Source organism: Nocardia nova (assembly GCF_002933465.1).
GTDB lineage: Bacteria > Actinomycetota > Actinomycetes > Mycobacteriales > Mycobacteriaceae > Nocardia > Nocardia nova_B.
Genome location: NZ_PSZE01000003.1, coordinates 146,591 through 169,712, shown reverse-complemented (window position 1 = coordinate 169,712; position 23,122 = coordinate 146,591). Strand labels below are relative to the sequence as shown.

Annotated in this window: 22 protein-coding genes; 14 read left to right on the top strand and 8 right to left on the bottom strand. The window is 67.6% G+C overall.

Features of this window, described 5'->3' with window-relative positions; genetic code table 11:
* Positions 1–150 precede the first annotated feature (150 nt).
* Genes C5E41_RS05040 through C5E41_RS05030 form a run of 3 tightly spaced genes read left to right on the top strand, consistent with a single transcriptional unit; the run spans position 151 to position 5,299 of the window.
* The gene (locus tag C5E41_RS05040) at positions 151–2,805 is read left to right on the top strand and encodes a transglycosylase domain-containing protein (RefSeq protein WP_258080748.1); all 2,655 of its coding nucleotides are present in this window, start codon (positions 151–153) and stop codon (positions 2,803–2,805) included.
* Positions 2,806–2,834: 29 nt separating this feature from the next.
* Entirely contained in the window at positions 2,835–4,550 is a 1,716-nt protein-coding gene (locus tag C5E41_RS05035; RefSeq protein ID WP_439956357.1) for a glycosyltransferase family 87 protein, read from the top strand.
* On the top strand, positions 4,547–5,299 hold the full coding sequence (locus tag C5E41_RS05030; RefSeq protein WP_104374659.1) for an isocitrate lyase/PEP mutase family protein: 753 nt from the start codon (positions 4,547–4,549) through the stop codon (positions 5,297–5,299). Before C5E41_RS05035 ends, C5E41_RS05030 begins: the two co-directional genes overlap by 4 nt.
* 140 nt (positions 5,300–5,439) lie before the next feature.
* On the opposite strand, the gene C5E41_RS33675 is transcribed toward C5E41_RS05030, so the two are convergent.
* Positions 5,440–5,601 (bottom strand): hypothetical protein, encoded by a 162-nt coding sequence (locus tag C5E41_RS33675; RefSeq protein WP_181063103.1) that lies wholly within the window; start codon positions 5,599–5,601, stop codon positions 5,440–5,442.
* A 283-nt stretch (positions 5,602–5,884) separates the two neighbouring features.
* Between C5E41_RS33675 and C5E41_RS05020 the strand changes: the two genes are divergently transcribed.
* The gene (locus C5E41_RS05020) at positions 5,885–6,448 is read left to right on the top strand and encodes a CGNR zinc finger domain-containing protein (RefSeq protein ID WP_104374658.1); all 564 of its coding nucleotides are present in this window, start codon (positions 5,885–5,887) and stop codon (positions 6,446–6,448) included.
* 60 nt (positions 6,449–6,508) lie between these two features.
* On the opposite strand, the gene C5E41_RS05015 is transcribed toward C5E41_RS05020, so the two are convergent.
* Positions 6,509–7,879, bottom strand: a complete 1,371-nt coding sequence (locus C5E41_RS05015; protein ID WP_104374657.1) for a glycosyltransferase 87 family protein — start codon at positions 7,877–7,879, stop codon at positions 6,509–6,511.
* A gap of 260 nt (positions 7,880–8,139) precedes the next feature.
* Between C5E41_RS05015 and rpsF the strand changes: the two genes are divergently transcribed.
* The 5 genes from rpsF to dnaB all read left to right on the top strand — a co-directional run bounded on the left by rpsF (position 8,140) and on the right by dnaB (position 12,031).
* Complete coding sequence (rpsF, locus tag C5E41_RS05010) at positions 8,140–8,430, top strand: 30S ribosomal protein S6 (protein WP_030514152.1); 291 nt, start codon at positions 8,140–8,142, stop codon at positions 8,428–8,430.
* A 110-nt stretch (positions 8,431–8,540) separates the two neighbouring features.
* The gene (locus C5E41_RS05005) at positions 8,541–9,080 is read left to right on the top strand and encodes a single-stranded DNA-binding protein (protein ID WP_104374656.1); all 540 of its coding nucleotides are present in this window, start codon (positions 8,541–8,543) and stop codon (positions 9,078–9,080) included.
* Positions 9,081–9,138: 58 nt separating this feature from the next.
* Positions 9,139–9,393 carry a 30S ribosomal protein S18 gene (gene rpsR / locus C5E41_RS05000; RefSeq protein WP_104374655.1) on the top strand — a complete coding sequence of 85 codons (255 nt, stop codon included), beginning with the start codon at positions 9,139–9,141 and terminating at the stop codon, positions 9,391–9,393.
* Positions 9,394–9,409: 16 nt separating this feature from the next.
* A complete protein-coding gene (gene rplI, locus C5E41_RS04995) occupies positions 9,410–9,865 on the top strand; it encodes a 50S ribosomal protein L9 (RefSeq protein ID WP_104374654.1) in 456 nt (151 codons plus the stop codon).
* Between the two features lie 786 nt (positions 9,866–10,651).
* On the top strand, positions 10,652–12,031 hold the full coding sequence (gene dnaB, locus C5E41_RS04990) for a replicative DNA helicase (protein WP_104374848.1): 1,380 nt from the start codon (positions 10,652–10,654) through the stop codon (positions 12,029–12,031).
* A 25-nt stretch (positions 12,032–12,056) separates the two neighbouring features.
* Here the strand turns inward: dnaB and C5E41_RS04985 are convergent, their stop codons facing one another.
* Positions 12,057–12,641 carry a helix-turn-helix domain-containing protein gene (locus C5E41_RS04985; protein ID WP_104374653.1) on the bottom strand — a complete coding sequence of 195 codons (585 nt, stop codon included), beginning with the start codon at positions 12,639–12,641 and terminating at the stop codon, positions 12,057–12,059.
* Between the two features lie 251 nt (positions 12,642–12,892).
* Here C5E41_RS04985 and C5E41_RS04980 point away from each other — a divergent pair, with 251 nt between their 5' ends.
* Positions 12,893–14,584, top strand: coding sequence for a cutinase family protein (locus C5E41_RS04980; RefSeq protein ID WP_104374652.1), 1,692 nt, complete (start codon positions 12,893–12,895; stop codon positions 14,582–14,584).
* Positions 14,585–14,638: 54 nt separating this feature from the next.
* On the opposite strand, the gene C5E41_RS04975 is transcribed toward C5E41_RS04980, so the two are convergent.
* The 4 genes from C5E41_RS04975 to C5E41_RS04960 form a co-directional block, all read right to left on the bottom strand.
* The gene (locus tag C5E41_RS04975) at positions 14,639–15,649 is read right to left on the bottom strand and encodes an LLM class flavin-dependent oxidoreductase (RefSeq protein WP_439956351.1); all 1,011 of its coding nucleotides are present in this window, start codon (positions 15,647–15,649) and stop codon (positions 14,639–14,641) included.
* Between the two features lie 41 nt (positions 15,650–15,690).
* Positions 15,691–16,047, bottom strand: coding sequence for a metalloregulator ArsR/SmtB family transcription factor (locus tag C5E41_RS04970; RefSeq protein WP_308706028.1), 357 nt, complete (start codon positions 16,045–16,047; stop codon positions 15,691–15,693).
* Positions 16,048–16,167: 120 nt separating this feature from the next.
* Complete coding sequence (locus tag C5E41_RS04965) at positions 16,168–17,427, bottom strand: MFS transporter (protein ID WP_104374846.1); 1,260 nt, start codon at positions 17,425–17,427, stop codon at positions 16,168–16,170.
* Positions 17,428–17,821: 394 nt separating this feature from the next.
* The gene (locus tag C5E41_RS04960; RefSeq protein WP_104374650.1) at positions 17,822–18,412 is read right to left on the bottom strand and encodes a helix-turn-helix domain-containing protein; all 591 of its coding nucleotides are present in this window, start codon (positions 18,410–18,412) and stop codon (positions 17,822–17,824) included.
* Between the two features lie 78 nt (positions 18,413–18,490).
* Here C5E41_RS04960 and C5E41_RS04955 point away from each other — a divergent pair, with 78 nt between their 5' ends.
* Positions 18,491–19,513 carry an NAD(P)/FAD-dependent oxidoreductase gene (locus C5E41_RS04955; protein WP_104374845.1) on the top strand — a complete coding sequence of 341 codons (1,023 nt, stop codon included), beginning with the start codon at positions 18,491–18,493 and terminating at the stop codon, positions 19,511–19,513.
* A 26-nt stretch (positions 19,514–19,539) separates the two neighbouring features.
* Positions 19,540–20,235 carry a class I SAM-dependent methyltransferase gene (locus tag C5E41_RS04950; RefSeq protein WP_104374649.1) on the top strand — a complete coding sequence of 232 codons (696 nt, stop codon included), beginning with the start codon at positions 19,540–19,542 and terminating at the stop codon, positions 20,233–20,235.
* Positions 20,236–20,246: 11 nt separating this feature from the next.
* Here the strand turns inward: C5E41_RS04950 and C5E41_RS04945 are convergent, their stop codons facing one another.
* A complete protein-coding gene (locus tag C5E41_RS04945; RefSeq protein WP_104374648.1) occupies positions 20,247–20,774 on the bottom strand; it encodes an NUDIX domain-containing protein in 528 nt (175 codons plus the stop codon).
* Positions 20,775–20,870: 96 nt separating this feature from the next.
* Here C5E41_RS04945 and C5E41_RS04940 point away from each other — a divergent pair, with 96 nt between their 5' ends.
* Complete coding sequence (locus tag C5E41_RS04940; RefSeq protein WP_258080747.1) at positions 20,871–21,542, top strand: class I SAM-dependent DNA methyltransferase; 672 nt, start codon at positions 20,871–20,873, stop codon at positions 21,540–21,542.
* A 12-nt stretch (positions 21,543–21,554) separates the two neighbouring features.
* Entirely contained in the window at positions 21,555–23,117 is a 1,563-nt protein-coding gene (locus C5E41_RS04935; RefSeq protein ID WP_104374647.1) for a phytoene desaturase family protein, read from the top strand.
* Positions 23,118–23,122: the final 5 nt, after the last annotated feature.

Sequence of the window (23,122 nt, the reverse complement as noted above, 5' to 3'; positions counted from 1 at the left end):
CCCGGCGCCCGGCCGCTACCGCCGCGTCGCCAGGCACCGCCTCCGGGACCGGGCGGTCCCCGCGGCGGCCAGCCGGGCGGACCGCCGAATCCGGCCGGCGGCCCGCCGCGACGCCCCGGTCCGCCGCCCGGCGGGGACCGCACGCCGCCGATGCGCGGCCCGGCCGGTGGCCCGCCCCGCACGGGCGGGCAGCCCACGGTGCGCGGCGGTCAGCCGAATCCGGCCGGTGGCCCGCCGCGGCGTTCCGCGAACCCAGCACCGCGTCCGGGTGCGGGGGCAACGCAGAAGATCGCCAAACCGGGCGAGCAGAAACCTCAGGCGACCCAGAAGATCGCGGCCGGAACCCTCGGCGAGGCGATGGCGCAGCGCGGCCCGCGCTCGACCGCGGCCAACCGGTCGGCGCCCGGTGGCGCCGGGACACGCTCCGGATCCGGTCCGGGCACCGGCGGGCGCCGCGCGGTCGCCGGAGGTACGCCTCCGTCGGGTCCGCCGCCGCGCAAGGGCAACGGCGGTGGAGACGGTCCGGGCGGTTCGGCGGGCAAAGGGCCGAAGACCAAGAAGAAATCGCCGTGGCGCATCGTGCGCCGAGTGATCTATGTCCTGGTGGCATTGGCCATCGTGGTGCCGAGCGCGGTCTTCCTGATCGCGTACACGACGGTCTCGATACCCCAGCCGGGCGATCTCAAAACCCCTCAGGTCGCCACGATCCTGGCCTCCGACGGCACCACGCAGATCAGCAAAATCGTTCCGCCGGAAGGTAACCGGACCGACGTCACCATCGACCAGATCCCGCCGCACGTGCGCAACGCCGTGATCGCGGCCGAAGACCGGGACTTCTACTCCAACCCGGGCTTCTCCATCAGCGGTTTCGCCCGCGCCGCGCGCGACAACCTGATGGGCAAGGACACCGCCGGTGGTGGTTCGACGATCACCCAGCAGTACGTCAAGAACGCGATGGTCGGCAATCAGCATTCGCTGAGCCGCAAGATGCGCGAGCTGGTGATCTCGGCGAAGATGGCGCGGCAGTGGAGTAAGGACGACATCCTCACCGCGTATCTGAACACGATCCCGTTCGGTCGCGGCACCTTCGGTATCGACGCCGCGGCCAAGGCCTACTTCGGCAAGTCGGTCGAACAGCTCACCGTCGAAGAGGGCGCGATGCTGGCCGCCACCATCAACCAGCCGTACGGCCTGGACCCGGAGAACAATCCGAAGGGCGCCGAACAGCGCTGGAACTACGTCCTCGACGGCATGGTCAAGGCTGGTTCCGTACCCGCCGCCGAACGCGCCAAGATGGTGTATCCGAAGGTCCTGCCGTCCAGCGCCAACAACGACGACAGCGAGAGCAAGACCGCGGGCCCCAACGGCTTGATCAAGCGGCAGGTGCTCAGCGAGCTGTCCGAGGCCGGCATCAGCGATACCCAGCTGAACACCGAGGGTCTGCAGATCACCACGACCATCGATCAGAAGGCCCAGCAGGCGGCGATCGATTCGGTGCACAAGAACATGCAGGGTGAACGCGACGAGGTCCGGACCGCGGTCGTCTCGGTCGATCCGAAATCCGGTGCGGTGCGCGCCTATTACGGCGGCGACAACGCGACCGGCTGGGACTTCGCCAATGCCGGGTTGCAGTCCGGCTCGACCTTCAAGGTCTTCGGCCTGGCCGAGAATCTCGAACTCGGCAAGCCGCTGTCGACGATGTACGACAGTTCCGATCTGACCGTCAACGGCATCAAGATCACCAACGCCGAAGGCGAAACCTGCGGTACCTGCACCATCGCCGAGGCGCTCAAGCGCTCCCTGAACACCAGCTTCTACCGCATGGAACTCGATATGCCGGACGGCCCGGCCAAGATCGCGGCGATGGCGCATCGGATGGGCATTCCCGACACGATTCCGGGCGTGGGCCAGACCCTGACCGAACCCGATGGTTCCGGGCCCAACAACGGCATCATCCTGGGTCAGTACCAGGTGCGGCCACTGGATATGGCCTCCGCGTACGCGACCATCGCGGCCTCGGGTGTCTACCACAAACCGCATTTCGTGCAGAAGGTCGTCACGGCCGACGGTCAGGTTCTGCTCGACCGCGGACAGGTCGCCGGTGAGCAGCGGATCTCCGCAGCGGTCGCCGACAACCTCGCGTCGGCGATGCAACCGATCGCTGCCTCGTCCCGCAACCACGGCCTGGCTGGCGGCCGGCCGTCCGGCTCCAAGACCGGTACCACCCAGCTCGGTGACACCGGTCAGAACAAGGACGCGTGGATGATCGGCTTCACCCCGTCGCTGTCGACAGCGGTTTGGGTGGGTACCGCGGACGGTGTCGCACTGAAGACGCCCGGCGGCTCGATCATGTACGGCTCCGGCCTGCCATCGGATATCTGGAAGGACACCATGGACGGCGCGCTCGAGGGCACGCCGAAGGAGAACTTCCCGAAGCCGGCCGCGATCGGCGGCCAGGCCGGTGTGCCGTCCTATTCGGCGCCCTACACCGCGCCGACCACCACGCAGCAGGAGTATCAGCCGCCGGTCGTGGTGAAGCCGTCGCAGGTCGAGATCCTGCCGGGCATCACCATTCCGGTACCGGGCATCCAGCCGAATCCGCGCTCACAACCGCAGCAGAACCAGCCGCAGTCGCAGGACACGGGGCCGCTGCCGGGGCAACCGGTGGCGCCCGCCGACGGCAGTTCGCCGAGTACCTCGAACTCCGGTGACACCAGCGGCAATTCACGGTCCCAGCGTCCGGGCGCGGGCGTCGGCAACAGTACCGACGGGACAGGAGACGGGTACACCAACAGTCACCGGTAGCCTCGGGTGACGTGAGTGAACAACAGCCGGTGGCGGCCTCGACGTTCGGTGACGAAGGTGTCGAGACCGCCACCGGTTTGGTTTCCGCGGCGCCCCTAGCGGCGGATCGGAGGTCGGCGGCACGCCGGGACAAACCCAGCCGCACCGATTCGATGACCGCTCAGTTGAGCAGCACGATCGGCGGCCCGGTCGGCGACCACGCCCTCATCGGCCGTTCCCGATTCTGGACTCCGCTGCGCATCCTGCTGGCCTTCGCGGTGGTGTTCCTCGCCTTCGGCTGGGCCGGTAAGGCCGGCTGCATTCAGCAGACGACCACCTCGGAGGGCCATCTCACCCTCGACTGGAACAACGGCCGCCAATACGTGGCCATGTGCTACTCGGATACGGTGCCGCTCTACGGCGCCGAACATCTCGACGAGGGCGCGTTCCCCTACAAGAAGAAGTGGACCGAGGTCGGCCCCGACGGCAAACTGCAGACCCGGTACATGGAGTATCCGGTGCTGTCGGGCCTCTACCAGTACCTGGCGATGGAGGTCGCCAACATCTGGATGTCGCTGCCGTTGCCGAAGGCGCTGTCGGTGGTGGTGTATTTCAACGTCGTCGCCGTGGGACTGGCACTGGCCTGGCTGGTGACGGTGTGGGCGTCGGCGATGCTGGCGGGCCGACGCATCTGGGACGCGGCGCTGGTTGCCCTCTCACCGCTGGTGCTCGTGCACATCTTCACCAATTTCGACGCCTTGGCAACGGCTTTCGCGGCCACGGGTCTGCTGGCGTGGGCCAGGCGGCGACCGGTCCTGGCCGGGATATTGCTCGGGCTGGGCGGTGCGGCCAAGCTGTATCCGTTGTTGCTCCTGGGCCCGATCGTGGTGTTGTGCCTGCGCGTCGACGGCCGCGACCGCTTGCCGGGCCTGCGAGAACAGCTGCGGCGCAACGGCAACAACGTGATCGGCGCGCTGCGCGACTATCTGGCGGGGGCGCGGATCAGCCCACTGCGCGCGGCCCTGGTGACGGTGGTGTCGGCGGTGCTGGCCTGGCTGACGGTGAATCTGCCCATTGCCGTGCCGTTCACCCAGGGCTGGTGGGAATTCTTCCGGCTCAACAGTGAACGCCATGCCGATCCCGATTCGCTCTACAACGTGATCACCTCCTTCACCGGCTGGCAGGGATTCGACGGTCCACTCGCCTCCTCCGACACCCCGACCGCACTGAATCTGGTGTCGCTGGTGTTGTTCGCGGCCGCCTGCGCGGTGATCGGCTACATCGCGCTGACCGCTGCCCGCCGGCCCCGAGTGGCACAGCTGGCCTTCCTGGTGGTGGCGGCGTTCCTGCTGACCAACAAGGTGTGGAGTCCGCAGTATTCGCTGTGGCTGGTGCCGCTGGCGGTGCTGGCCCTGCCGCACCGGCGAATCCTGCTGGCGTGGATGACGATCGATGCGCTGGTGTGGTTCCCGCGCATGTACTACTACCTCGGCACCGAGGACAAGGGCGTCCCCGAACAGTGGTTCACCAGCGCGGTCCTGATCCGCGACCTCGCGGTCGTGGGCCTGTGCGCGTTGGTGGTCCGCCAGATCTACCGGCCCGACCTGGACCTCGTGCGAAGCGACGGCGCCGACGATCCGGCGGGTGGGATTCTGGACCGCGCGCAGGATCCGGCGCTGGCGTGGTTGCCGTCGGCCCTGCAACCCAAGGCGCCGTATCCGGCATCTGGCGCGAACACCCGCTCGTGGGCCAGGATCGACACATGACCGCATTGAGCGAGCAGGCGACCACCTTCCTCGAGTTGCACCGCCCTGGCGACCCGGCGATTCTGCCGACCGTCTGGGACGCGTGGTCGGCGAATCTGGTGCAGGCGGCCGGTTTCGCCGCACTCACCGTCGGCAGTCATCCACTGGCGGATTCGCTGGGAAAATCGGATCAGGAGGGGATGACCTATCCCGAATCGATGGCCCGCGTTCGCGAGATCACCGCGGCGGTGGACATTCCCGTCTCGGTCGATATCGAATCCGGCTACGGCCTGAAGCCCGCACAACTGATCGACGGGCTGCTGGAGGCGGGCGCGGTCGGCCTCAACATCGAGGATTCGGTGCACAGCGAGGGTGGCCGCCTGCGCGAGCCGGGCGAGCACGCCGACTTCGTTGCCGGACTGCGGCAGGCGGCCGATGCCGCCGGTGTGCACGTGGTGGTCAACGCCCGCACCGACCTGTTCCTGCGCGAGGACCAGAACACCCCGGATCGGGTCGAGCGAGCACTGGAGCGGATGCGGCTGGCGGCCGAAGCGGGCGCCGACGTGCTGTATCCGGTGGGCCAGCGCGATCCGGAGATCCTGCGCCGGCTGTGTGCCGAACTTCCGTTGCCGGTCAACGCCATCGGTCTGCCGGATCAGGGCGATCGGGCCTGGTTCGCCGAATTGGGTGTTGCCCGAGTCAGTTTCGGGCCCTTCCTGCAACGGGCGCTGAGCACCAAGGCGAACCGGTTGCTGGCGCGCTGGCAGTAATCCCGGAACCCGGCACCGAACCGGGTGTGGTTCTGTGACAATGGAACACGCCGATGCCCGTCGCAACGCATGCCGCGAAGCCCGAGATGAGCGAGCCGACGGCATGCGAACGGGGCGGTCATCGGCGCTGCGATTCCCGGTCAGGCAACCCGCTCGTCGCGGTCGGACCAGGACGGGTAGTCCGTATATCCGGTCGGCCCCCGGCCGTAGAGACCGTCCCCGCGCACCGGCGCCAGCGCTCGGTCGTGCCGAATCCGCGACACCAGATCGGGGTTGGCGATGAAGGCGCGCCCTAAGGACACCCGGTCGGCTCAGCCATCGGCGAGCACCCGCTCGGCCGCCGCCGGTGTGGTCGGCGCGCGGTTCTCGCCGACATTGGCAGCGAGCCGGCGAAGCGAAGTGGATCGGCGATGTGGGTAACTGCCGTTCGCGAGCAGGAAGATTCCTGCCACCGGCGCTGACCAGAACGTGCACAGCGGTATTGGTGCGCGGGTCGACCTGCGGCACGAAACGCTTCTGATAGACCGTGCCGAGACTCAGTCCCAGCAGACCGACCACGCACAGCACCAATCCCGTTGCGGAGAAATGGGATTGATCGAAGACGGCCAGTCCGACGCCGATGCCGCCGACACCGAACCCGGTCCACTGCCGCACGGTGACCGACTCCCCGAGCACGGTCCCGGCGAACAGCGCGATCACGACTCGATTCACTCCCTGCACCAGTACGCGGCCAAGGCCACCCCGGCGAAGGCGAAGCGCCCCGCCGCACTCGACGAATGGCTGATCGCGGCCGGAGTGCTGGACTCCGCGGCACGGTGCGACGCGGCAGCGCTCGCGCGGGCGGTCGAACTGCGCGAAGCGGTGTACCGCCTGGCCCTGGCCACGAGCCTCGGCGAGCCGTGGCGCGATGCCGACCGCCTGCTGGTGAATCGGATCGCCGACGGGCCGAAACCCTCGATCACCCGGCGCGCCGACGCCGGCGTGACCCGGCGCGGCGAGTGCGACCATGCCCTCGCCCGGATCGCGACCGCGGTGATCGAACTCCTCGGCGGCCCCGATCGCGACCGGATCGAACAATGCGGCCGCGACACCTGCACACGCCTCTACCGCGACACCTCCCGCGCGGGCTCGCGACGCTGGTGGATATGACGCTGTGCGGCAACCGGGCCAAGAGCGCGTCGTTCCGCGCTCGCCACGGCAAGCCGTAATTCACCGCGCGGGAACTAGTTCGCGCGCGACCGGCGACATTATCGGCCGGTGTCCGCGCGGGCGGGCGCGGGCGAACGCGAAGAAGAAGAACACCAGCAGTACCGCGCGTCCCCATACCCCGAACTGCACCAGCTTCTCGGAGAAGTCCGCACCCGTTCCGCTACCCAGGGCATGGAAGTAGCGGAAGACCCCGATACCGAGGGCCAGATCGGCCAGCAGATAGGCGCCGATCGCCACCCACGGCACCTCGAGCAGGACGAAGAACGGCAGCAACCACAGCGTGTACTGCGGTGAGTGCACCTTGTGGAACAGCAGGAATCCGCACAGCATCGCCGCGCTCACGCCCACCCAGGGGTAGTAGCCGAGTGCGGGAAAACGCTTCCACCCCATCCAGACAGCGAGCGCGAACGAGGCGACCACCAGGACCGGCGAGGCGGTCGCCACGACATCCTGGAACGACGCTTCCCCGCTCTGCCCCTGCGCGAACATCGGCCGCAGCCCCCAGTACCAGACGGAGTTGGTGGTGATATCGGCCTGGCGCATCTGCTGGAAGGTGAACGAGGCCCGCCAGCCGTCGTAGCCGAGCAGCGCGAAGGGCAGGTTGATCGCCACCACCGTCGCGATCGCCGCACCCGCGGCCGCGAACGCGCCGCCCGGGTCGTAGCCGCGGCGGGGGGTATCCGGCCGCGACTCGCCGAGGTCCGGCTCGCCGAGAAATATGTGGAGCATCAGCGGCAGGACGAAGATCCCCGGATACAACTTCAGGCAGAACCCGATGCCCAGCAGAACCGCCGCGACGATTCCCCTGGTGCGCAACGAATATCGAGTCAGCGTGGTCATCACGTAGACCGCGCCGACGGCCGTGCACACCACCGGCAGTTCCCAGTTGTGGAACGCGTAGAGCACCAGCGGCGGCCCCACCGACCACAGCAGCGCGACGGCTCCCGACATCCGTCCCAGCATCCAGGCGGTCAGCAAGGCGAACGGCGCCAGCAGCAGGGCCGAATGCAGCAGGAAGCCGGCGTCGTCGTGCACCCCGGCCGCGCCGAGCCACATCAGCAGCCCGCTGAGCACCGGATATTCCACAGCGCCACCGGTCAGCGTGCCGTCGGGGGTAATGCCGCCGCCGACGTACGGAAAGAGGTGCTCGTCGATGCCGCGGCCGAGCCAGAGGAACTGGATGTCGGAATAGCAGACCTCGGCATCCTTGATGCGGTCGAAGATCAGACTGCGCCCGTCGCCGTCGAACGGCGCGCCCGCGCAGCGGGCCTTGTTGAGATAGGCGAAGATCAGCGTGACCGCGCAGGCCAGCACCGCGGCCGTGGCCGCGACCCGGCCGGTTGCGCGCGCTCGGACTACCGCATCGGCCACGCGGCCACCTCCGCAGCCACGCCGTCGCGACCGCCGCGGTCCCCACGATCGGCGGGTCGAATCGGCATGTGCACCACGATAGGTGGGCTACCCCGCGAACGGCGTTATTCCCCGGGAAGGAGACCCATTTCGCACCCGGTGCCCCGGATTCGGGTCCGGACCGGCCGTTCATGTAGCCTTGTCGGGTTGCTGACGCAACGACCCCTCCTGCCACGGAAAGTCCGTGGCCGTTCACAGTCCACAGGAGGTGATGGGTTCCCGTGCGTCATTACGAAGTGATGGTCATCCTCGATCCGAACCTGGACGAGCGCACTGTCGGTCCGAACCTGGACAAGATGCTCAGTGTGGTCTCGCAGCAGGGCGGCAAGATCGACAAGGTCGACCTCTGGGGCCGCCGCCGGCTGGCCTACGAAATCGAGAAGCGCGCCGAGGGCATCTACGCCGTCGTCGACCTGACCGCCGAGCCGGCCACGGTCAGCGAGCTCGACCGTCAGCTGGGCCTGAACGAGTCGGTGCTGCGCACCAAGGTCCTGCGGCAGGACAAGAAGTAAGCCCCCTGGCATACCTGTCGGAAAGCAAACCGCACTTGTCGTTGCCTGCGCTTAGGCTCTAGCGCAACAGGCGAGTGCACAGCTGATCGCACCGGAGACCAGGAGGAACCATGGCAGGCGACACCGTAATCACCGTCATCGGCAATTTGACGGCAGATCCGGAACTTCGATTCACGCCCGCGGGCGCGGCGGTGGCCAATTTCACCGTTGCCTCGACTCCCCGGGTGTTCGACCGCAACGCCAACGAATGGAAAGACGGCGAGGCACTGTTCCTGCGCTGCAACATTTGGCGTGAGGCCGCGGAGAATGTCGCCGAGAGCCTGACCCGAGGCGCTCGCGTGATCGTGAGCGGACGGCTCAAGCAGCGCTCCTACGAAACCCGCGAGGGTGAGAAGCGCACGGTCGTGGAACTCGAGGTCGACGAGGTCGGTCCCTCCCTGCGCTACGCGACCGCGAAGGTCAACAAGACCTCGCGCGGCGGGGGCGGTGGTGGTTTCGGCGGCAATTCCGGCGGCAGTGGTGGGGGCTTCGGCGGCTCCAACGGTGGCAGTCGCGGCGGACAGGGTTCCGCCGGTGACGATCCGTGGGGCAGCGCTCCCGCGGCCGGCTCCTTCGGAGGCGGCCAGATCGATGACGAACCGCCGTTCTGAACGGCTCACATAGAGGGGCCCGCGATATGCGGCTCCCAGGCAAACGGAGTGAATACCCATGGCCAAAGCACCGGCACGCGAAAAGGTGCTGAAGAAGAAGGCTTGCGCCTTCTGCAAGGAAGCGAAGAAGGACGGCACGGCCGTCATCGACTACAAGGACACGGCGTTGCTGCGCAAGTTCGTCAGCGACCGCGGCAAGATCCGCGCCCGCCGCGTCACCGGAAACTGTGTGCAGCACCAGCGGGACATCGCCGTCGCGGTGAAGAACTCTCGCGAGGTCGCGCTGCTGCCGTACGTGTCCACGGCTCGCTGAGAACGGGAGGCAGACGATGAAGCTGATTCTGACTGCTGATGTGGACAACCTCGGTGCGCCCGGCGACACCGTGGAGGTCAAGGACGGCTACGGCCGCAACTACCTGCTGCCCCGCGGCCTGGCGATCGTCGCCACCCGCGGCGCCGAGAAGCAGGTCGAGGGCATCCGCCGGGCGCAGGACGCCCGTCGCGTGCGCGACCTGGACCACGCCAAGGAGCTCAAGGCCGCGATCGAGGGCCTGGAGGGCGTGTCCCTGTCGGTGAAGACCGCCGGCACCGGCAAGCTGTTCGGTTCGGTCACCACCGCCGACGTCGCCGGCGCGGTCAAGGCCGCCGGTGGCCCGGTGCTCGACAAGCGCAGCATCGAGCTGCCGAAGTCGCACATCAAGAGCACCGGCAAGCACAACGTCACCGTGCACCTGCACCCCGACGTGATTGCCACGTTCGATCTGCAGGTTGCTGCCGCGGAGTGATGTCCGCTCCGCCGTCCGCCGGGGCACCGCACCGGTTCGCCGGTGTGCTCGATCCGGACGGTGGATCACAGTTCTCCGAAGACCATCCCCGTAGTCACTGCGGGGATGGTCTTCGCCTGCGCGCGTTCGCCGGGCCGGACACACGCGTCTACGGCTCTTGTCGCATTTCGGACCGGAATCGGATGCGACACGATAGAGTTGCGAAAGATTTGCTATATGGTGACGGTGGGCACCGGTTCCCGTCGCCGATAGATCCTGCGCACTTTTTACCCAGCTCCTGGGGATTTGTGGACAAATAGCCGAACCGACCGTCTTGAATGTGATCTGCGTCATATCGTGAGAGAGCGGTGTTAACCCAACACGCCCGGCCGTTCATCTCGAATGACACGCCGAAGGCATTTCGATCCACATGTGGGAAATCGAAAAAACGTGGTTCCACCTGGTCATAGCCACTGCGCATACCGGTTTGTCCCCAGTTGATGCACAAGGCCTACACAACAGCGGGTGAACTGTGCCCAGTTTATCCACAGTTGTTTCCACAGGACGGTTTGGCGATCCCCAACTCGGTCCCTTAGGTTCTTCCAGGCGCCGTCATCACGCGCCGGTAGCGCCGCGGTTCTCGCTGCGAGAAATCGTTAGCTACGGGCGGGTTCCCGATCATGTGGCGGCCGCCGCGACGACCGGTGCGACATGTTCCGACGTGTCGGTACCCGGGCGTACAACAAGTCGTCAATAGGGTCGAAGCCGGGTGGGATCAGGCCGGGTGCGATGAGAGAGGACGGTCGAGTGGCAGTCGTCGACGATCGCGGGCACTCGGACTACAACGATCAGCCCGGCGAGGATTTCGGTCGGCAGCCGCCGCACGATATGGCCGCTGAACAGTCGGTCCTGGGCGGCATGTTGCTCAGCAAGGACGCCATCGCCGACGTCGTCGAGGTCATCCGACCCGGCGACTTCTACCGTCCGGCGCACCAGGCCGTCTACGACGCGATTCTCGACCTCTACGGCCGTGGCGAACCGGCGGACCCGGTCACCGTCGCCGCCACCCTGGATCGCCGCGGCGAACTCAAACGCATCGGCGGCGCGCCGTATCTGATCACGCTGACTCAGACGGTGCCGACCGCAGCCAATGCCTCCTATTACGCCGAAATCGTCGCGGAGAAGGCGATTCTGCGCCGACTGGTCGAGGCCGGCACGCGCATCGTCCAGTTCGGCTACGCTGGCGCCGACGGTCAGGACGTCGCCGAGGTCGTCGACCGCGCCCAGGCCGAAATCTACGAGGTCACCGAACGCCGCTCCAGCGAAGACTTCCTGCCCCTGGAGGAACTCCTCCAGCCGACGATGGACGAAATCGACTCCATCGCCAGCCGCGGCGGCATCTCCCTCGGCGTACCGACCGGCTTCACCGAACTCGACGAGGTCACCAACGGCCTGCACCCCGGCCAGATGATCATCGTCGCGGCCAGGCCTGGAGTCGGAAAATCAACCCTCGGAATGGATTTCATGCGGAGTTGTTCGATCAAGCATGGCTTGGCGAGCGTTATTTTTTCGCTGGAAATGAGCAAAACCGAGATCGTGATGCGTCTGCTGTCGGCGGAGGCGAAGATCAAGCTCGGGGATATGCGGGCCGGGCGGATGAGCGACGACGACTGGACCAAACTCGCGCGCCGGATGAGCGAGATCAGCGAAGCGCCGCTGTTCGTCGACGACTCGCCGAACCTGACCATGATGGAGATCCGGGCCAAGGCGCGGCGGCTCAAGCAGCGCCACGATCTGCGGCTCGTCGTGGTGGACTACCTGCAGCTGATGACATCCGGTAAGAAGGTCGAATCTCGCCAGCAGGAAGTGTCGGAATTCTCCCGAAGCCTGAAACTACTGGCCAAGGAATTGGAAGTTCCGGTGGTCGCGATCAGTCAGCTGAACCGTGGTCCCGAACAGCGAACGGACAAGCGCCCCATGGTCTCCGACCTCCGCGAATCCGGTTCACTGGAACAGGACGCCGACATGGTGATCCTGTTGCACCGCCCCGACGCGTTCGAACGCGACGACCCGCGCGGCGGCGAGGCCGACCTGATCCTCGGCAAACACCGAAACGGCCCCACCGCGACGATCACCGTCGCCCACCAGCTCCACCTCAGCCGCTTCGTGGACATGGCTCGCGGGTAGCGGGCAGTTGCCGCGGCCGGCGAATTCAGTTCGGGCGGTAGCGCGCTCGCAAGTGGAAACGTTCGCCCTGGGGACCGAGAATGCTCAGGAATTCCACCGGGCGGGCGTCGGCGTTGCCGAACCAGTGCGGGAGGTGGGTGTCGAATTCGGCGACCTCGCCGGTGCCCAGAATCAGGTCCTGGTCGCCGAGCACCACGCGCAACCGGCCATCGAGCACATACAGCCAGTGATAGCCCTCGTGCGAGCGCGGTGCCGGCTCGCGGTGACCGCCTCCGGCGGGCAGGATCTGGCGGAATACCTGCAGTCCACCGGGATTGTGAGTCAGCGGGATGACGGTCATGCCGTCGCGTGTGAACGGTTGCGGATAGACGCGGGGATCACCGCTCGCCGGGGCGCCGACCAGTTCGTCCAGTGGAATCCGGTAGGCCCGGGCGAGCGCCAGCAACTGTTCGAGTCCGGGTTTGCGCTGCCCGGACTCGAGCCGCGACAGAGTGCTGACCGGAATCGCTGTCGCGGCCGAGAGCTCGGTCAGCGTCCTGCCGCTGCGGCGGCGCAACTCGCGCAGCCGTGGTCCCAGCGCTGCCACTACCGGTTCGAACCCGTCGTCCACGCCCTCACCGTGACCGGTCCCGCGCCCGGAGCGCAAAGAAATTTGCCGGATCGTCAAAGCGGTTGTCCTCGCGGTGGCGGAAAAAGCCTTATCGCTGCGGCGACGCCTCGCGTTTACACGTCGCGGTTCAGATCACAGAACTGTTCCGGCTGGTAACACTCGCCCTGTGGTTCCCGACACCTCTCGTGACACACACGGCCCGTCGGGGGGCCTGTCCCGCTTTCTTGTCGGACCGAATTGGGGATCAGGACATGGCTCTTCGCGAGTTCATCAAACGGCACCGCATCGCCTCCGCGGCTGCCGGACCAGCAGTTTTGGGGGTGGCGGCCATTGTCGCGGCCTCGTGGGGCCTGATGGCGACGCCCGAGACCCGCGATACGCGGCTCACCTCGTCGGTCACCGAATGTCATGACATGGTGACCATCTCGGTGGCCGGCCGCAACGACAGCCCGGACCCGAACAAGACGGCCATGCTGGTCGACGCGAACGGCAACGCGCTACCGGCGGCGCTGTCGAGTGATTACAGCAGTCACTGGGTCGATCCGGTGGTCAACGCACCCGCCGACAAGGTGGACCCGGGTTCCTATGCCGCGGTATACATCGCGTATCCGGCGAATATGAGCACCTACGAGCAAGCGGTGGACACCGGTGTGGCCAATGCCGAAAAGGTGATGCACGACATCTCGGCGGCCTGTCCGAATACCAAATTCTCGATCGTCGGTTACAGCGAGGGCGCCGACGTCGCGCGCCGCGTGGCCATGGGCATCGGGCACGACCAGCCGGGCGCCGACGGCAAATACGATGTCGTCGACCCGAAAAACGTTCTGGGCGTGGTGATTCTGGCGGATGCGGGTCGTACCGCGGGCGATGGCCCGTTCCCCGGCGCCAAGGACCCCAACCATCCCGACGGCTTCGATCAGAACTACCAGAACGGCAACAAGCCGATCTCCGGGCAGGGCGCGCTGCCGGACCAGGCCGGCGACTTCGGTGCGCTGAACGGCAAGGTCGCCTCGTTCTGCTCCGAAGGCGATCTCACTTGTGCTGCGCCGCAGAACATCTCGTTGCTGCAACTGGCTGCGAACGTGGGCCGGCAGTTGAACGTCGACGCCCTGCAGAACGAGGGGCTGACGCCCGCGACGGGTCAGGACGTGGCCGTCACGCTCGGCCGGATCGCCATGAACGCCTTTTCCTACATCGCTTCGCAGCCGAACTGGATGGCGAGCAACGAAACCTTCCTGCAGGTACTGCTGAAAGTGTCCGAGCCGGGCTACAAGCCGGGCGACAATCCGCCCGCACCCGCTCCGGCACAGTCGATTTCGACCGATCAGATGGCGCCGCTGGCTTATCTGCCGCAGAAGGTGCTCAACGAGATCATCGGCCTGATCGTCACCAACCAGAACACGATCCCGGTGATCATGAGTGATCCATACCAGCTGACCCTGGGCCCCAACGGGACCGGTCACCACTTCGACTACTGGCGTGATTCCGATGCCGCGAACGGCAAGCCGATGACCTCGGCCGAATATGCGGCAGCGTATCTCACCCACCTGGCTCAGCAGGCGCAGGCGGGACAGCAGATCGACACGAAGTCGCAGCCGACCCAGGCCGACGTCCAGGCAGCGTACAAGACCGTGCAGGACAGTAAGGCGGCGGACGCCAAGGCGGCGACCACCACCACGAGCCCGGCGCCCACCACTACTCAGCCCGCGCCGACGACCGCGACGCCGACAACCACCAACAGCAGCGCGGCGCCGACCACCACGCAGGCCCCGGCCACCACGACCGTCGCACCGGCCGAACCGCCGGCTCGCACCCAGGTCGCGGCCCCGGTCGAGACCACGGCACCGGCCACCACCCAGCCGACCACCACCGAGCCGACCACCACCCAGCCGAAGACGCAGCCGACCACCACATCGGCGGCACCGACCACGGCCACGAAGTAGCCGAGCACAGATGAGCCGACAACGGCCGGGCCCGTAGCGACGGGCCCGGCCGTTTCAGTTGGCAGCCCGCTCGGTGAGCATCGCGGCCGCGGTCAGTTCGACGGATCGGACGCGGTCGACGATATCGGCGGCGTGGTGGACGAGGATCAGCTCGTCGGCGCCGATCGAGGCGGCGAATTCGTCGAGGTAGTCGCGCACTTCGTCGGCGGTGCCGACGGCGGTGTAGCGCGTCATCGAGGACAGCTGGGCGCCGTTCGGGGAGGCGAGGAAGGCGTCGATCTCCTCGTCGGTGAAGGTTGCCGTGCCGGCGCCGCGAGAGATCATCATGCGGGCGCGGGCGCGGTAGGAGACGGTCTTCTGCGCGATCGCCGCGTCGTGGGTCTCGGCGGCGAACACGTTGGCGCCGGCCATCACATACGGTTCGGAAAGCTGCTCGGAGGCTCGGAACTTCTCGCGGTAGACCTCGACCGCCTGGTGAAGTGCGTCGGGCGCGAAGTGCGATGCGAACGCGTACGGCAGGCCGAGATGCGCCGCGAGCTGCGCGCCGAACAGCGAGGAACCCAGAATGTAGAGCGGCACGATGCCTTCCGCGCGCGGCACGGCCTCCACTCCGGGGATCCGCGACCGGCCGCTCAGGTAGCCCTGCAGCTCCAGAACGTCTTGCGGGAACGAGTCGGCCGAACGCGGATCGCGGCGCAGGGCGAGCATCGTCTTCTGATCGCTGCCGGGCGCGCGGCCGAGGCCGAGATCGATGCGGCCGGGGAAGAGCGTTTCGAGGGTGCCGAACTGTTCGGCGATCACCAGCGGAGAATGGTTGGGCAGCATGATGCCGCCCGCACCGAGCCGGATGGTCTCGGTGTGTTCGGCGACGTGGCCGATGAGCACACTGGTGGCGCTGGACGCGATCGAGCGCATGTTGTGGTGTTCGGCGTACCAGACGCGCCGATATCCGCTGCGCTCGGCGGCCTGGGCGAGGGCGACGCTGTTGGCGAAACTCTCGCGCGCGGTCGCGCCGGGTGCCACCGACGCCAGGTCGAGGATGGACAGGGCAGTGGGCGCAGTCACGGTAGGCATGGTCGCTGCCTTTCGTACTCGGGGCGCGTCGATCAGAGCACGCGGTGTAGTCGGTCGGTGAAGTGCCGGATGCGGGCCTCATCGCGGCGGTAGTAGGTCCACTGCCCGCGGCGGGTGGCGGTGAGGAAACCCGCGCGCTGCAGTACCGCCAGATGGGCCGAGATGGTCGAGGCCGACGTTCCGGCCCGGCGCTGGATCAGTCCGACGCACACGCCGAGTCCGGCCGAATCATGTTCCAGTTCAGCGAAATTCGCGTGTGGATCCTTGAGCCAGTGCAGGATCTGCAGCCTGGTTCGGTTGGCCAGGGCCTTGCATTCCTCGAGCATCTCGCATTCGGCCTCCACCTCCTCGGCGAGGTCTCCCGCGCGGACCGATCCGCTGTCGCGCACATCCACCATCCTTCGGCATTTCGCTAATTAACGAATTTAGGCGGCGAACGGCGACACGGCACTGTGTCGGTGATCACTGGGGTCGGTGATCACTGGAGTCGGTGCTCGCTCGGTCGCTGCTCACCCCTGCCGCAACGGCGCCGGCGGCGACTGCGACGGTTCCGTCGCGGTGTCCACGTCGACGTATCCGCCTCGCAGCAGCAACGGCGTGGCCAGCAACAGCACACCCGCGACGGCGAGTGCGGTGCGCGGGCCGGTGAGTTGCGCCAGTACGCCCCAGAGTGCGGTCAGTATCGCGGTGGTGGCCTTTCCGGTGATCGACCACGCGGTCAGCATGCGTGCCACCACTCCCGGATCAGTGCGCTGCAGGCGGTAGGTCGCCATCACCGGATTGAAGATCCCGATGCTCGCGATGAGGCCGGCCTCGACGACGATCACGAGCACCAGACCACCGAGCCCTGCGGTGATCCCCGCCAATCCGATCGGCCAGCAGGCCCGCAGGGTGCCGGCGACCAAGACGATCCGGCGTTCCCCGTACCGCCGGACCAGTCGCGGCGACAGCCGGGAGCCGAGCAGGCCCGCCAGGCAGGGTATTCCGAATGCCAGCCCGTACTGCCAGGTCGGAAAGCCGAGGCGGCCGAGCATCAGCACGGCCAGCACCGGCGCGGTCGCCATGATCAGCCCGCTCACCGCAACGGAGTTGAGAAACAGCGGCCGCAGACCGGGATGGGCCAGCAGATAGCGCCAGCCCACGAACAGGTCGGCGGCGCGGGTGCGCGCGGCCTTCCCACGATCCGGACGCGGTTCGTCGGCGCGGATCGAGCCGAGCGCCGCGGCGGACAGCAGATAGCTGCACGCGTCCGCGAGGACGGTCGTGACCGGGCCGAACAACCCGATCGCGGTACCGCCCAGCGGCGGTCCCAGCGCGGTCGCGGTCCAGGTGGTGGATTCGAATCTGCCGTTGGCGGCGAGCAGATTCGCCTGCGAGACAACGCTTTTCAGGTAGGCGCCGCTCGCCGCGCGGAAGGTGATATCGGCCGCGGCCGCCATGACGGAGACGATGAGCAGTTGCGCGTAACCGAGCACGCCGAAGGCGAAGGCGACCGGAATACTGAGCATGGCGGCGAACCGCAGCAGATCGGTCGCGACCATCACCGGGCGTTTCGGCCGGTACTCGACCCAGGGGCCGAGCGGGAGGGCGAGCACCACGCCGACCGCCAGACCGGCCGCGGCCAGTGCCGAGACCGCGCCCGGTCCCGCGTGCAGCACGCGTATCGCGATCAGGGGTAGAGCATCCAGAGCCAGGCAGGTGCCGAAGGTGCTCACCGCGTAGGCGGACCAGAGCCGGGTGAACGAGGTGCCCAGCGAACGATTCATCATCGAGGGGATCGAAGCAATCGGCCCGGCCGGCGCGCAAACAACCGACACACGCGCGGCCACAACCGCCGGTTGTATCGCGGTGGCACGGATCGGGCGCGGCGACCACCACATTCCTGCCCATCGGGATCATCGGTGACGCGGGGGCGCCGGACGCTTACCGTGAGCACAGACGAGTGCGGGGAGTGTGCGGTGACGGACTGGAACGAAGAAGTCGATGTACTGGTCGCGGGTTCGGGCGGCGGTTTGGCCGGCGCCTATACCGCTGCGCGGGAAGGACTTTCGGTGGCCACCATGGGTCCCTGGGGAATCACGGCAGGGCGCACGAGGGAAGGAAGGTCACCGCTGGTGCATCGGTGCTGTTCAGCCATCTGGCCGCGCTGGATATGGCCGGACGTCAATCCCCGCCGGATCTGGGGCGGGCGCGCACGTGGGCGCGCTCGCCCTGTTTGCCGAACAGGCTCAGGAATTCGACGGACTGTTCGTCGGCCGGGCCGAACCAGTGCGGGACGCGGGTATCGAATTCGGCGGCCTCGCCGGGGGCCAGCACCAGGTCGTGTTCACCGAGGATCAGGCGGAGACGTCCGTTGAGGACGTAGAGCCATTCGTAACCCTCGTGGGTCTGCGGATCCGGTTCACCGCGGCGGTTCTCCGGGTGGATCACCATTTTGTAAGCCTGAATGCCGCCCGCGCGCCGGGTCAGCGGCAGCATGGTCATCCCGTGCCGGGTGATCGGTCGCAGATGGATGCGCGGGTCGCCGGTGGGCGGGGCGTCGACGAGTTCGTCGAGCGTGACGCCGTGGGCCCGGGCCAGCGGCAGCAGCAGTTCGAGGGTCGGCTTGCGGTCGCCCGATTCCAGCCGGGACAGGGTGCTCACCGAAATGCCGGTCGTCGCGGCGAGGTCGGCGAGCGTGGTCTGACGTTGTTGTCGCAGTGCGCGCAGCCGCGGGCCCACGGCGTCGAGCGCGCGGTCCAGGTTGTCGTCCATGACCCCAGTTTGCCATTTCAGCAAAGATGTTTGCCATTTTTTCGATGTGTCCGGCACCGTGAACGCCAGGAGGTGGTCATGGTGACCGATGAGCTGAACAGTAACTACGACGTGGTGATCGTCGGCGGTGGAGCAGCGGGGTTGAACGGCGCGTTGATGCTGGCACGAGCCCGCCGATCAGTGGCGGTGGTGGACGCCGGCGCACCCCGCAACGCCCCGGCCGACGGGGTGCACGGACTGCTCGCCCGGGAAGGGATGCCGCCGGCGGAACTGCTCGCCCGCGGCCGGACCGAGGTGCGCGGCTACGGCGGGCACATCGTGTCCGGTGAGATCACCGGCGCGATCCGAGAGGACGGTGAATTTCTCCTCGACCTCGCCGACGGACGGACCGTGCGAGCGCGCCGCCTGCTGGTGACCACCGGCGTGGTCGACGAGATTCCGGATATCGCGGGCCTGCGGGAACGCTGGGGCCGAGATGTCGTGCACTGCCCGTACTGCCACGGATGGGAGGTCCGGGACCGCAGGATCGGGGTGATCGCCAACGGCCCGATGTCGGTCCACGGCGCGCTGCTGTTCCGGCAGTGGACCGACGATGTCGTCCTGTTCACCCACACCATGGACGCGCCCGGCGGCGAAGCGGCGGAAAAGCTCGCCGCGCGGGGCATTCCGGTGATCACGGGGACAGTGGCGGCGCTGGAGGTCGCCGGGGACCACATCACCGGCGTACGGCTGGCCGACGGAACGGTGGTGGCACGCGAGGTGATCACCGTCGGCCCGCGCATGGTCGCGCGGTCCGAGATCCTTCGCAAACTCGGCCTCGAGCCCGTCGAGCATCCCTCGGGCGCAGGCGAATACATTCCGACCGATGCGATGGGCCGCACCGACGTTCCGGGCGTGTGGGCGGCGGGCAATGTCACCGACCTGAGCGCACAGGTGGGTGCGGCGGCCGCCGCGGGCGCGTTCGCGGCCGCGCAGATCAATGCCGATCTGGTGGAGGAGCAGACGCGCCGGGCGGTGGAACGGCGGCGACGCGGGTTCTCCGCGGACGATGAGCGGGAGCTTGCCGACCGGGTGCTCGGCGATCGGCGCCACGGCCTGTGAGCTCGCACCCCACCCAAGGAGTCGACATGAGCGGCAACCATCCGACCGGCGGCGACACGACCGGTGATCACGCACACCATGAGCACCGGCACGGCTCCGCCGCGCGTGAATTCGACCGGCACTATTGGGAACAGCGTTATCACGGTGCCGGTTCGGCCTCAGAGAGCGAACCCAATCCCCACCTCACCGGCGAACTCGCCGAACTGCCGCCCGGCACGGCCCTGGACGCCGGCTGCGGTGAGGGCGCGGAGGCGATCTGGCTGGCCCGGCAAGGCTGGCGGGTCACCGCCGTCGACATCGCGGCGGCGGCCGTCGCGCGCGGCCGAATGGGGGCCGATCGGGCCGGACGCGCTATTGCCGACCGAATCGATTGGCACGCAGCGGATATGACGCAGTGGGTCACGGGCGAGAACCGCTTCGACCTGGTCTGCGCGTGCTACGTGCACCCGGTCGATTCGAACGATGCCCTGTTCGAGCGCCTGGCCGCCGCCGTGGCGCGGGGCGGAACGCTGTTCATCGTCGGCCACGCCCCCGGTGATCACGAGTCGGCCGCCCACACCTCCGCTTCCCACGTGCACGTCACCGCCGAGCAGATCGCCGCCGCACTGGCGCCGGATGGCTGGGATATCCAGCGGGTCGAGAACCGGACGCGATCCGTCGTTCGTACCAACGGTGAGTCGATCACACTGCAGGACAGCGTTTTCCGAGCCCGGAAGCGTTGACCACCGCTGGATCAGCGCTCGTGGAGCAGGAGCAGACCGTAGGCGGCGATGGTCTGGGAGTCGGTGATTTCGCCGGTGCGGATCATCTGTTCCACGGCGCCGCGGTCGAACCACTGGGACCGCATGTCCTGTTCTTCGGGTTCGCGTTCGGGTTCGCCCGCGGTGAGACCGGTCGCCAGGTAGGCGTGGCCGCGCTGGGCCAGCGTGGCCGGAGCGGCGTCGAGGATGCCGAGGTGGGTCAGGTCGGTGGCGCGCAGACCGGTCTCCTCGCGCAGTTCGCGGCGGGCGATCTCGATTGGGTCGCCGGACTCGCCACCCGGCAGCGCGCCCGCCGGGAACTCCCAGCACCGTTGTCCCAGTGGGTATCTGAACTGCTCGACCAGATGCAGGCGGTCGCCCTCCAGCGGCACCACCACCGCGAATTCCGCCCGGTGGACCACGCCGTAGATGCCGGTGGAGCCGTCGGCGCGGCGAATACTGTCCTCGCGGACCTCGATCCAGGGATTTCGATACACGATGCGGGAGGTGAGCGTCCTCATCCGTCCGCCTCCCGGTGCTGCGTCGAGGTGGCCATGCCGCGACCCTACGCTCCGAAACCCGGAAGGGTCCGGGCTCGGCGTGGGTAAGCTGCCGGGGTGAGTGCGAATTCCGATGCGGTGGCGGCCGCATATGACGAGGTGGCGGAGCTCTATACCAACCTCTTCCGGGATGCGATGGTGAAAGCGCCGGTCGATCGGGCGATGCTGGGGCTGTTCGCGGAGTTGGTGCAGGCCGAGGACCGCGGGCCGGTGGCAGACCTGGGATGTGGTCCGGGCCGGATCACCGGATATCTGGATGAGTTGGGGCTGAATATCTTCGGGCTCGACGCCTCGGCGGAGATGATCCGGATGGCCCGCGAGGTCCATCCACATCTGCGATTCGAACAGGGCTCGATGGAGAAGCTGGATGTCGCCGACGGCGGGTTCGGCGCAATTGTGGCCTGGTACAGCATTATTCATATGCTGCCGGAGCAATTGCCGGATCTATTCGCGGAATTCGCTCGCGCGCTGGCCGCCGACGGTTATCTGATGCTGGCGTTTCAGGCGGCCGACGACGGCGCCGACCGGCAACCGTACGACCACAAGGTAGCGCCGGTGGTGCGGTGGTCTCCCGAACGCCTCACGGAGATGCTGCGGCCGCACGGATTCGTCCCGGTGACCCGGATGGTGCGCCCCCCGGAACCCGACGAGCGGTGTCCGCACGGATATCTGCTGGTACGCAAGTCCGCGACACCCGGCGGAGCGGACGCGGGTCGCGCGAATTCATGATATCCAGGGCTGATGCGCGACTCCTATGACGTCGTCATCGTCGGCGGCGGGCACAACGGGCTGGTGGCCGCGGCGTACCTGGCGCGCGCCGGACTGTCGGTACTGGTCCTCGAGCGGCAGGACCATACCGGTGGGGCGGCGGTGTCCGAGCGGGTATTCGCCGGGATCGATGCGCGACTGTCGCGCTATTCGTATCTGGTGAGTCTGCTTCCGGATCGGATCGTCCGGGATCTGGATCTGCGGTTCCGGACCCGTGAGCGGCGGATCTCGTCGTACACGCCGGTCGGCGATACCGGATTGCTCGTCGATACGGCCGACGCCGGACGAACCCGCGAGAGCTTTCGCCGCGTCACCGGGTCCGATGCGGATTTCGAGGCGTGGCAACGGTTCTACGCGACGACCGCGCGGGCCGCGCAGCGGATTTTTCCGACCATGCTGCGGCCGCTGCCCACCCGCGCCGAACTACAGCGAGTGCTCGACGATCCGGAAGCCTGGGAGATGCTGTTCGAGCGGCCGCTCGGCGAAACCGTGGAGGCGCGATTCCGGGACGACACGGTGCGCGGCGTGGTCTTCACCGATGCGCTGATCGGCACGTTCACGCACGCGCACGATCCGGCGCTGCGGCAGAATCGCTGCTTTCTCTACCACGTGATAGGCAACGGGACCGGCGAGTGGAACGTGCCGGTCGGCGGGATGGGCGCGCTGACCGATGCCCTCGCCGATGCGGCGCGGCGGGCGGGTGCGCGCGTGCGCACCTCGTGCACGGTGACCGGGATCGACACCGACGGCGCCACAGCGCAGGTCCGGTTCGACACGCCGGACGAATCCGGTCTGGCCGATGCCCGCCACGTCCTGGTCAACGCGGCGCCCGCGACCCTCGCCCGGCTGGTGGGCGAGCCGGTCGACGTGATGCCCGAGGGCAGTCAGTTCAAGGTGAATATGCTGCTGCGCCGACTCCCCCGGCTGCGCACCGAGATCGATCCGCGCGAGGCGTTCTCGGGGACGTTCCATATCGCGGAGGGATACGACCAGCTGGAACGGGCCTATCGCGAGGCGGCCGACGGGCGATTCCCGAGCGCTCCGCCGTCGGAGATCTACTGCCATACGTTGACGGATCCATCGATTCTGAGTTCCGGGGCCGCCGAACAGGGCATGCATACCTTGACTCTGTTCGGTTTGCATACTCCGGCAACTCTTTTCGAGCACGGATCATGCGACGAGCTGCTGGCATCGACGCTGCGACAGCTGGATGCCGTTCTGGCCGAGCCGCTTTCCGGCTGTCTCGCCGCGGATGCCAACGGCGATCCGTGTATCGAGGCCAGAACGCCGCTGGAATTGGAAGCCGAACTCGGCCTGCCACGCGGCCATATCTTCCACGGCGACTTGGATTTTCCGTTTCGCACCGATGACGATTCCGCGCCCGCCGCTCGCTGGGGAGTCGGCACGGGCCATCGCAATATATTCCGGTGCGGTGCCGGCGCGGTCCGCGGCGGTGGCGTGAGCGGGATCGGGGGTCACAACGCGGCGATGGCGGTACTGGAGATTAGGGGCCGCACCGCCGCCGCGGCGGACTAGCATTA

Coding starts and splice junctions, on each gene's coding strand:
- C5E41_RS05040 (WP_258080748.1), top strand. CDS start 151: ATGCGCGGCCCGGCCGGTGGCCCGCCCCGCACGGGCGGGCAGCCCACG.
- C5E41_RS05030 (WP_104374659.1), top strand. CDS start 4,547: ATGACCGCATTGAGCGAGCAGGCGACCACCTTCCTCGAGTTGCACCGC.
- C5E41_RS05020 (WP_104374658.1), top strand. CDS start 5,885: ATGGGATTGATCGAAGACGGCCAGTCCGACGCCGATGCCGCCGACACC.
- C5E41_RS05005 (WP_104374656.1), top strand. CDS start 8,541: ATGGCAGGCGACACCGTAATCACCGTCATCGGCAATTTGACGGCAGAT.
- rpsR (WP_104374655.1), top strand. CDS start 9,139: ATGGCCAAAGCACCGGCACGCGAAAAGGTGCTGAAGAAGAAGGCTTGC.
- rplI (WP_104374654.1), top strand. CDS start 9,410: ATGAAGCTGATTCTGACTGCTGATGTGGACAACCTCGGTGCGCCCGGC.
- C5E41_RS04980 (WP_104374652.1), top strand. CDS start 12,893: ATGGCTCTTCGCGAGTTCATCAAACGGCACCGCATCGCCTCCGCGGCT.
- C5E41_RS04965 (WP_104374846.1), bottom strand. CDS start 17,427: ATGATGAATCGTTCGCTGGGCACCTCGTTCACCCGGCTCTGGTCCGCC.
- C5E41_RS04960 (WP_104374650.1), bottom strand. CDS start 18,412: ATGGACGACAACCTGGACCGCGCGCTCGACGCCGTGGGCCCGCGGCTG.
- C5E41_RS04955 (WP_104374845.1), top strand. CDS start 18,491: ATGGTGACCGATGAGCTGAACAGTAACTACGACGTGGTGATCGTCGGC.
- C5E41_RS04950 (WP_104374649.1), top strand. CDS start 19,540: ATGAGCGGCAACCATCCGACCGGCGGCGACACGACCGGTGATCACGCA.
- C5E41_RS04945 (WP_104374648.1), bottom strand. CDS start 20,774: ATGAGGACGCTCACCTCCCGCATCGTGTATCGAAATCCCTGGATCGAG.
- C5E41_RS04935 (WP_104374647.1), top strand. CDS start 21,555: ATGCGCGACTCCTATGACGTCGTCATCGTCGGCGGCGGGCACAACGGG.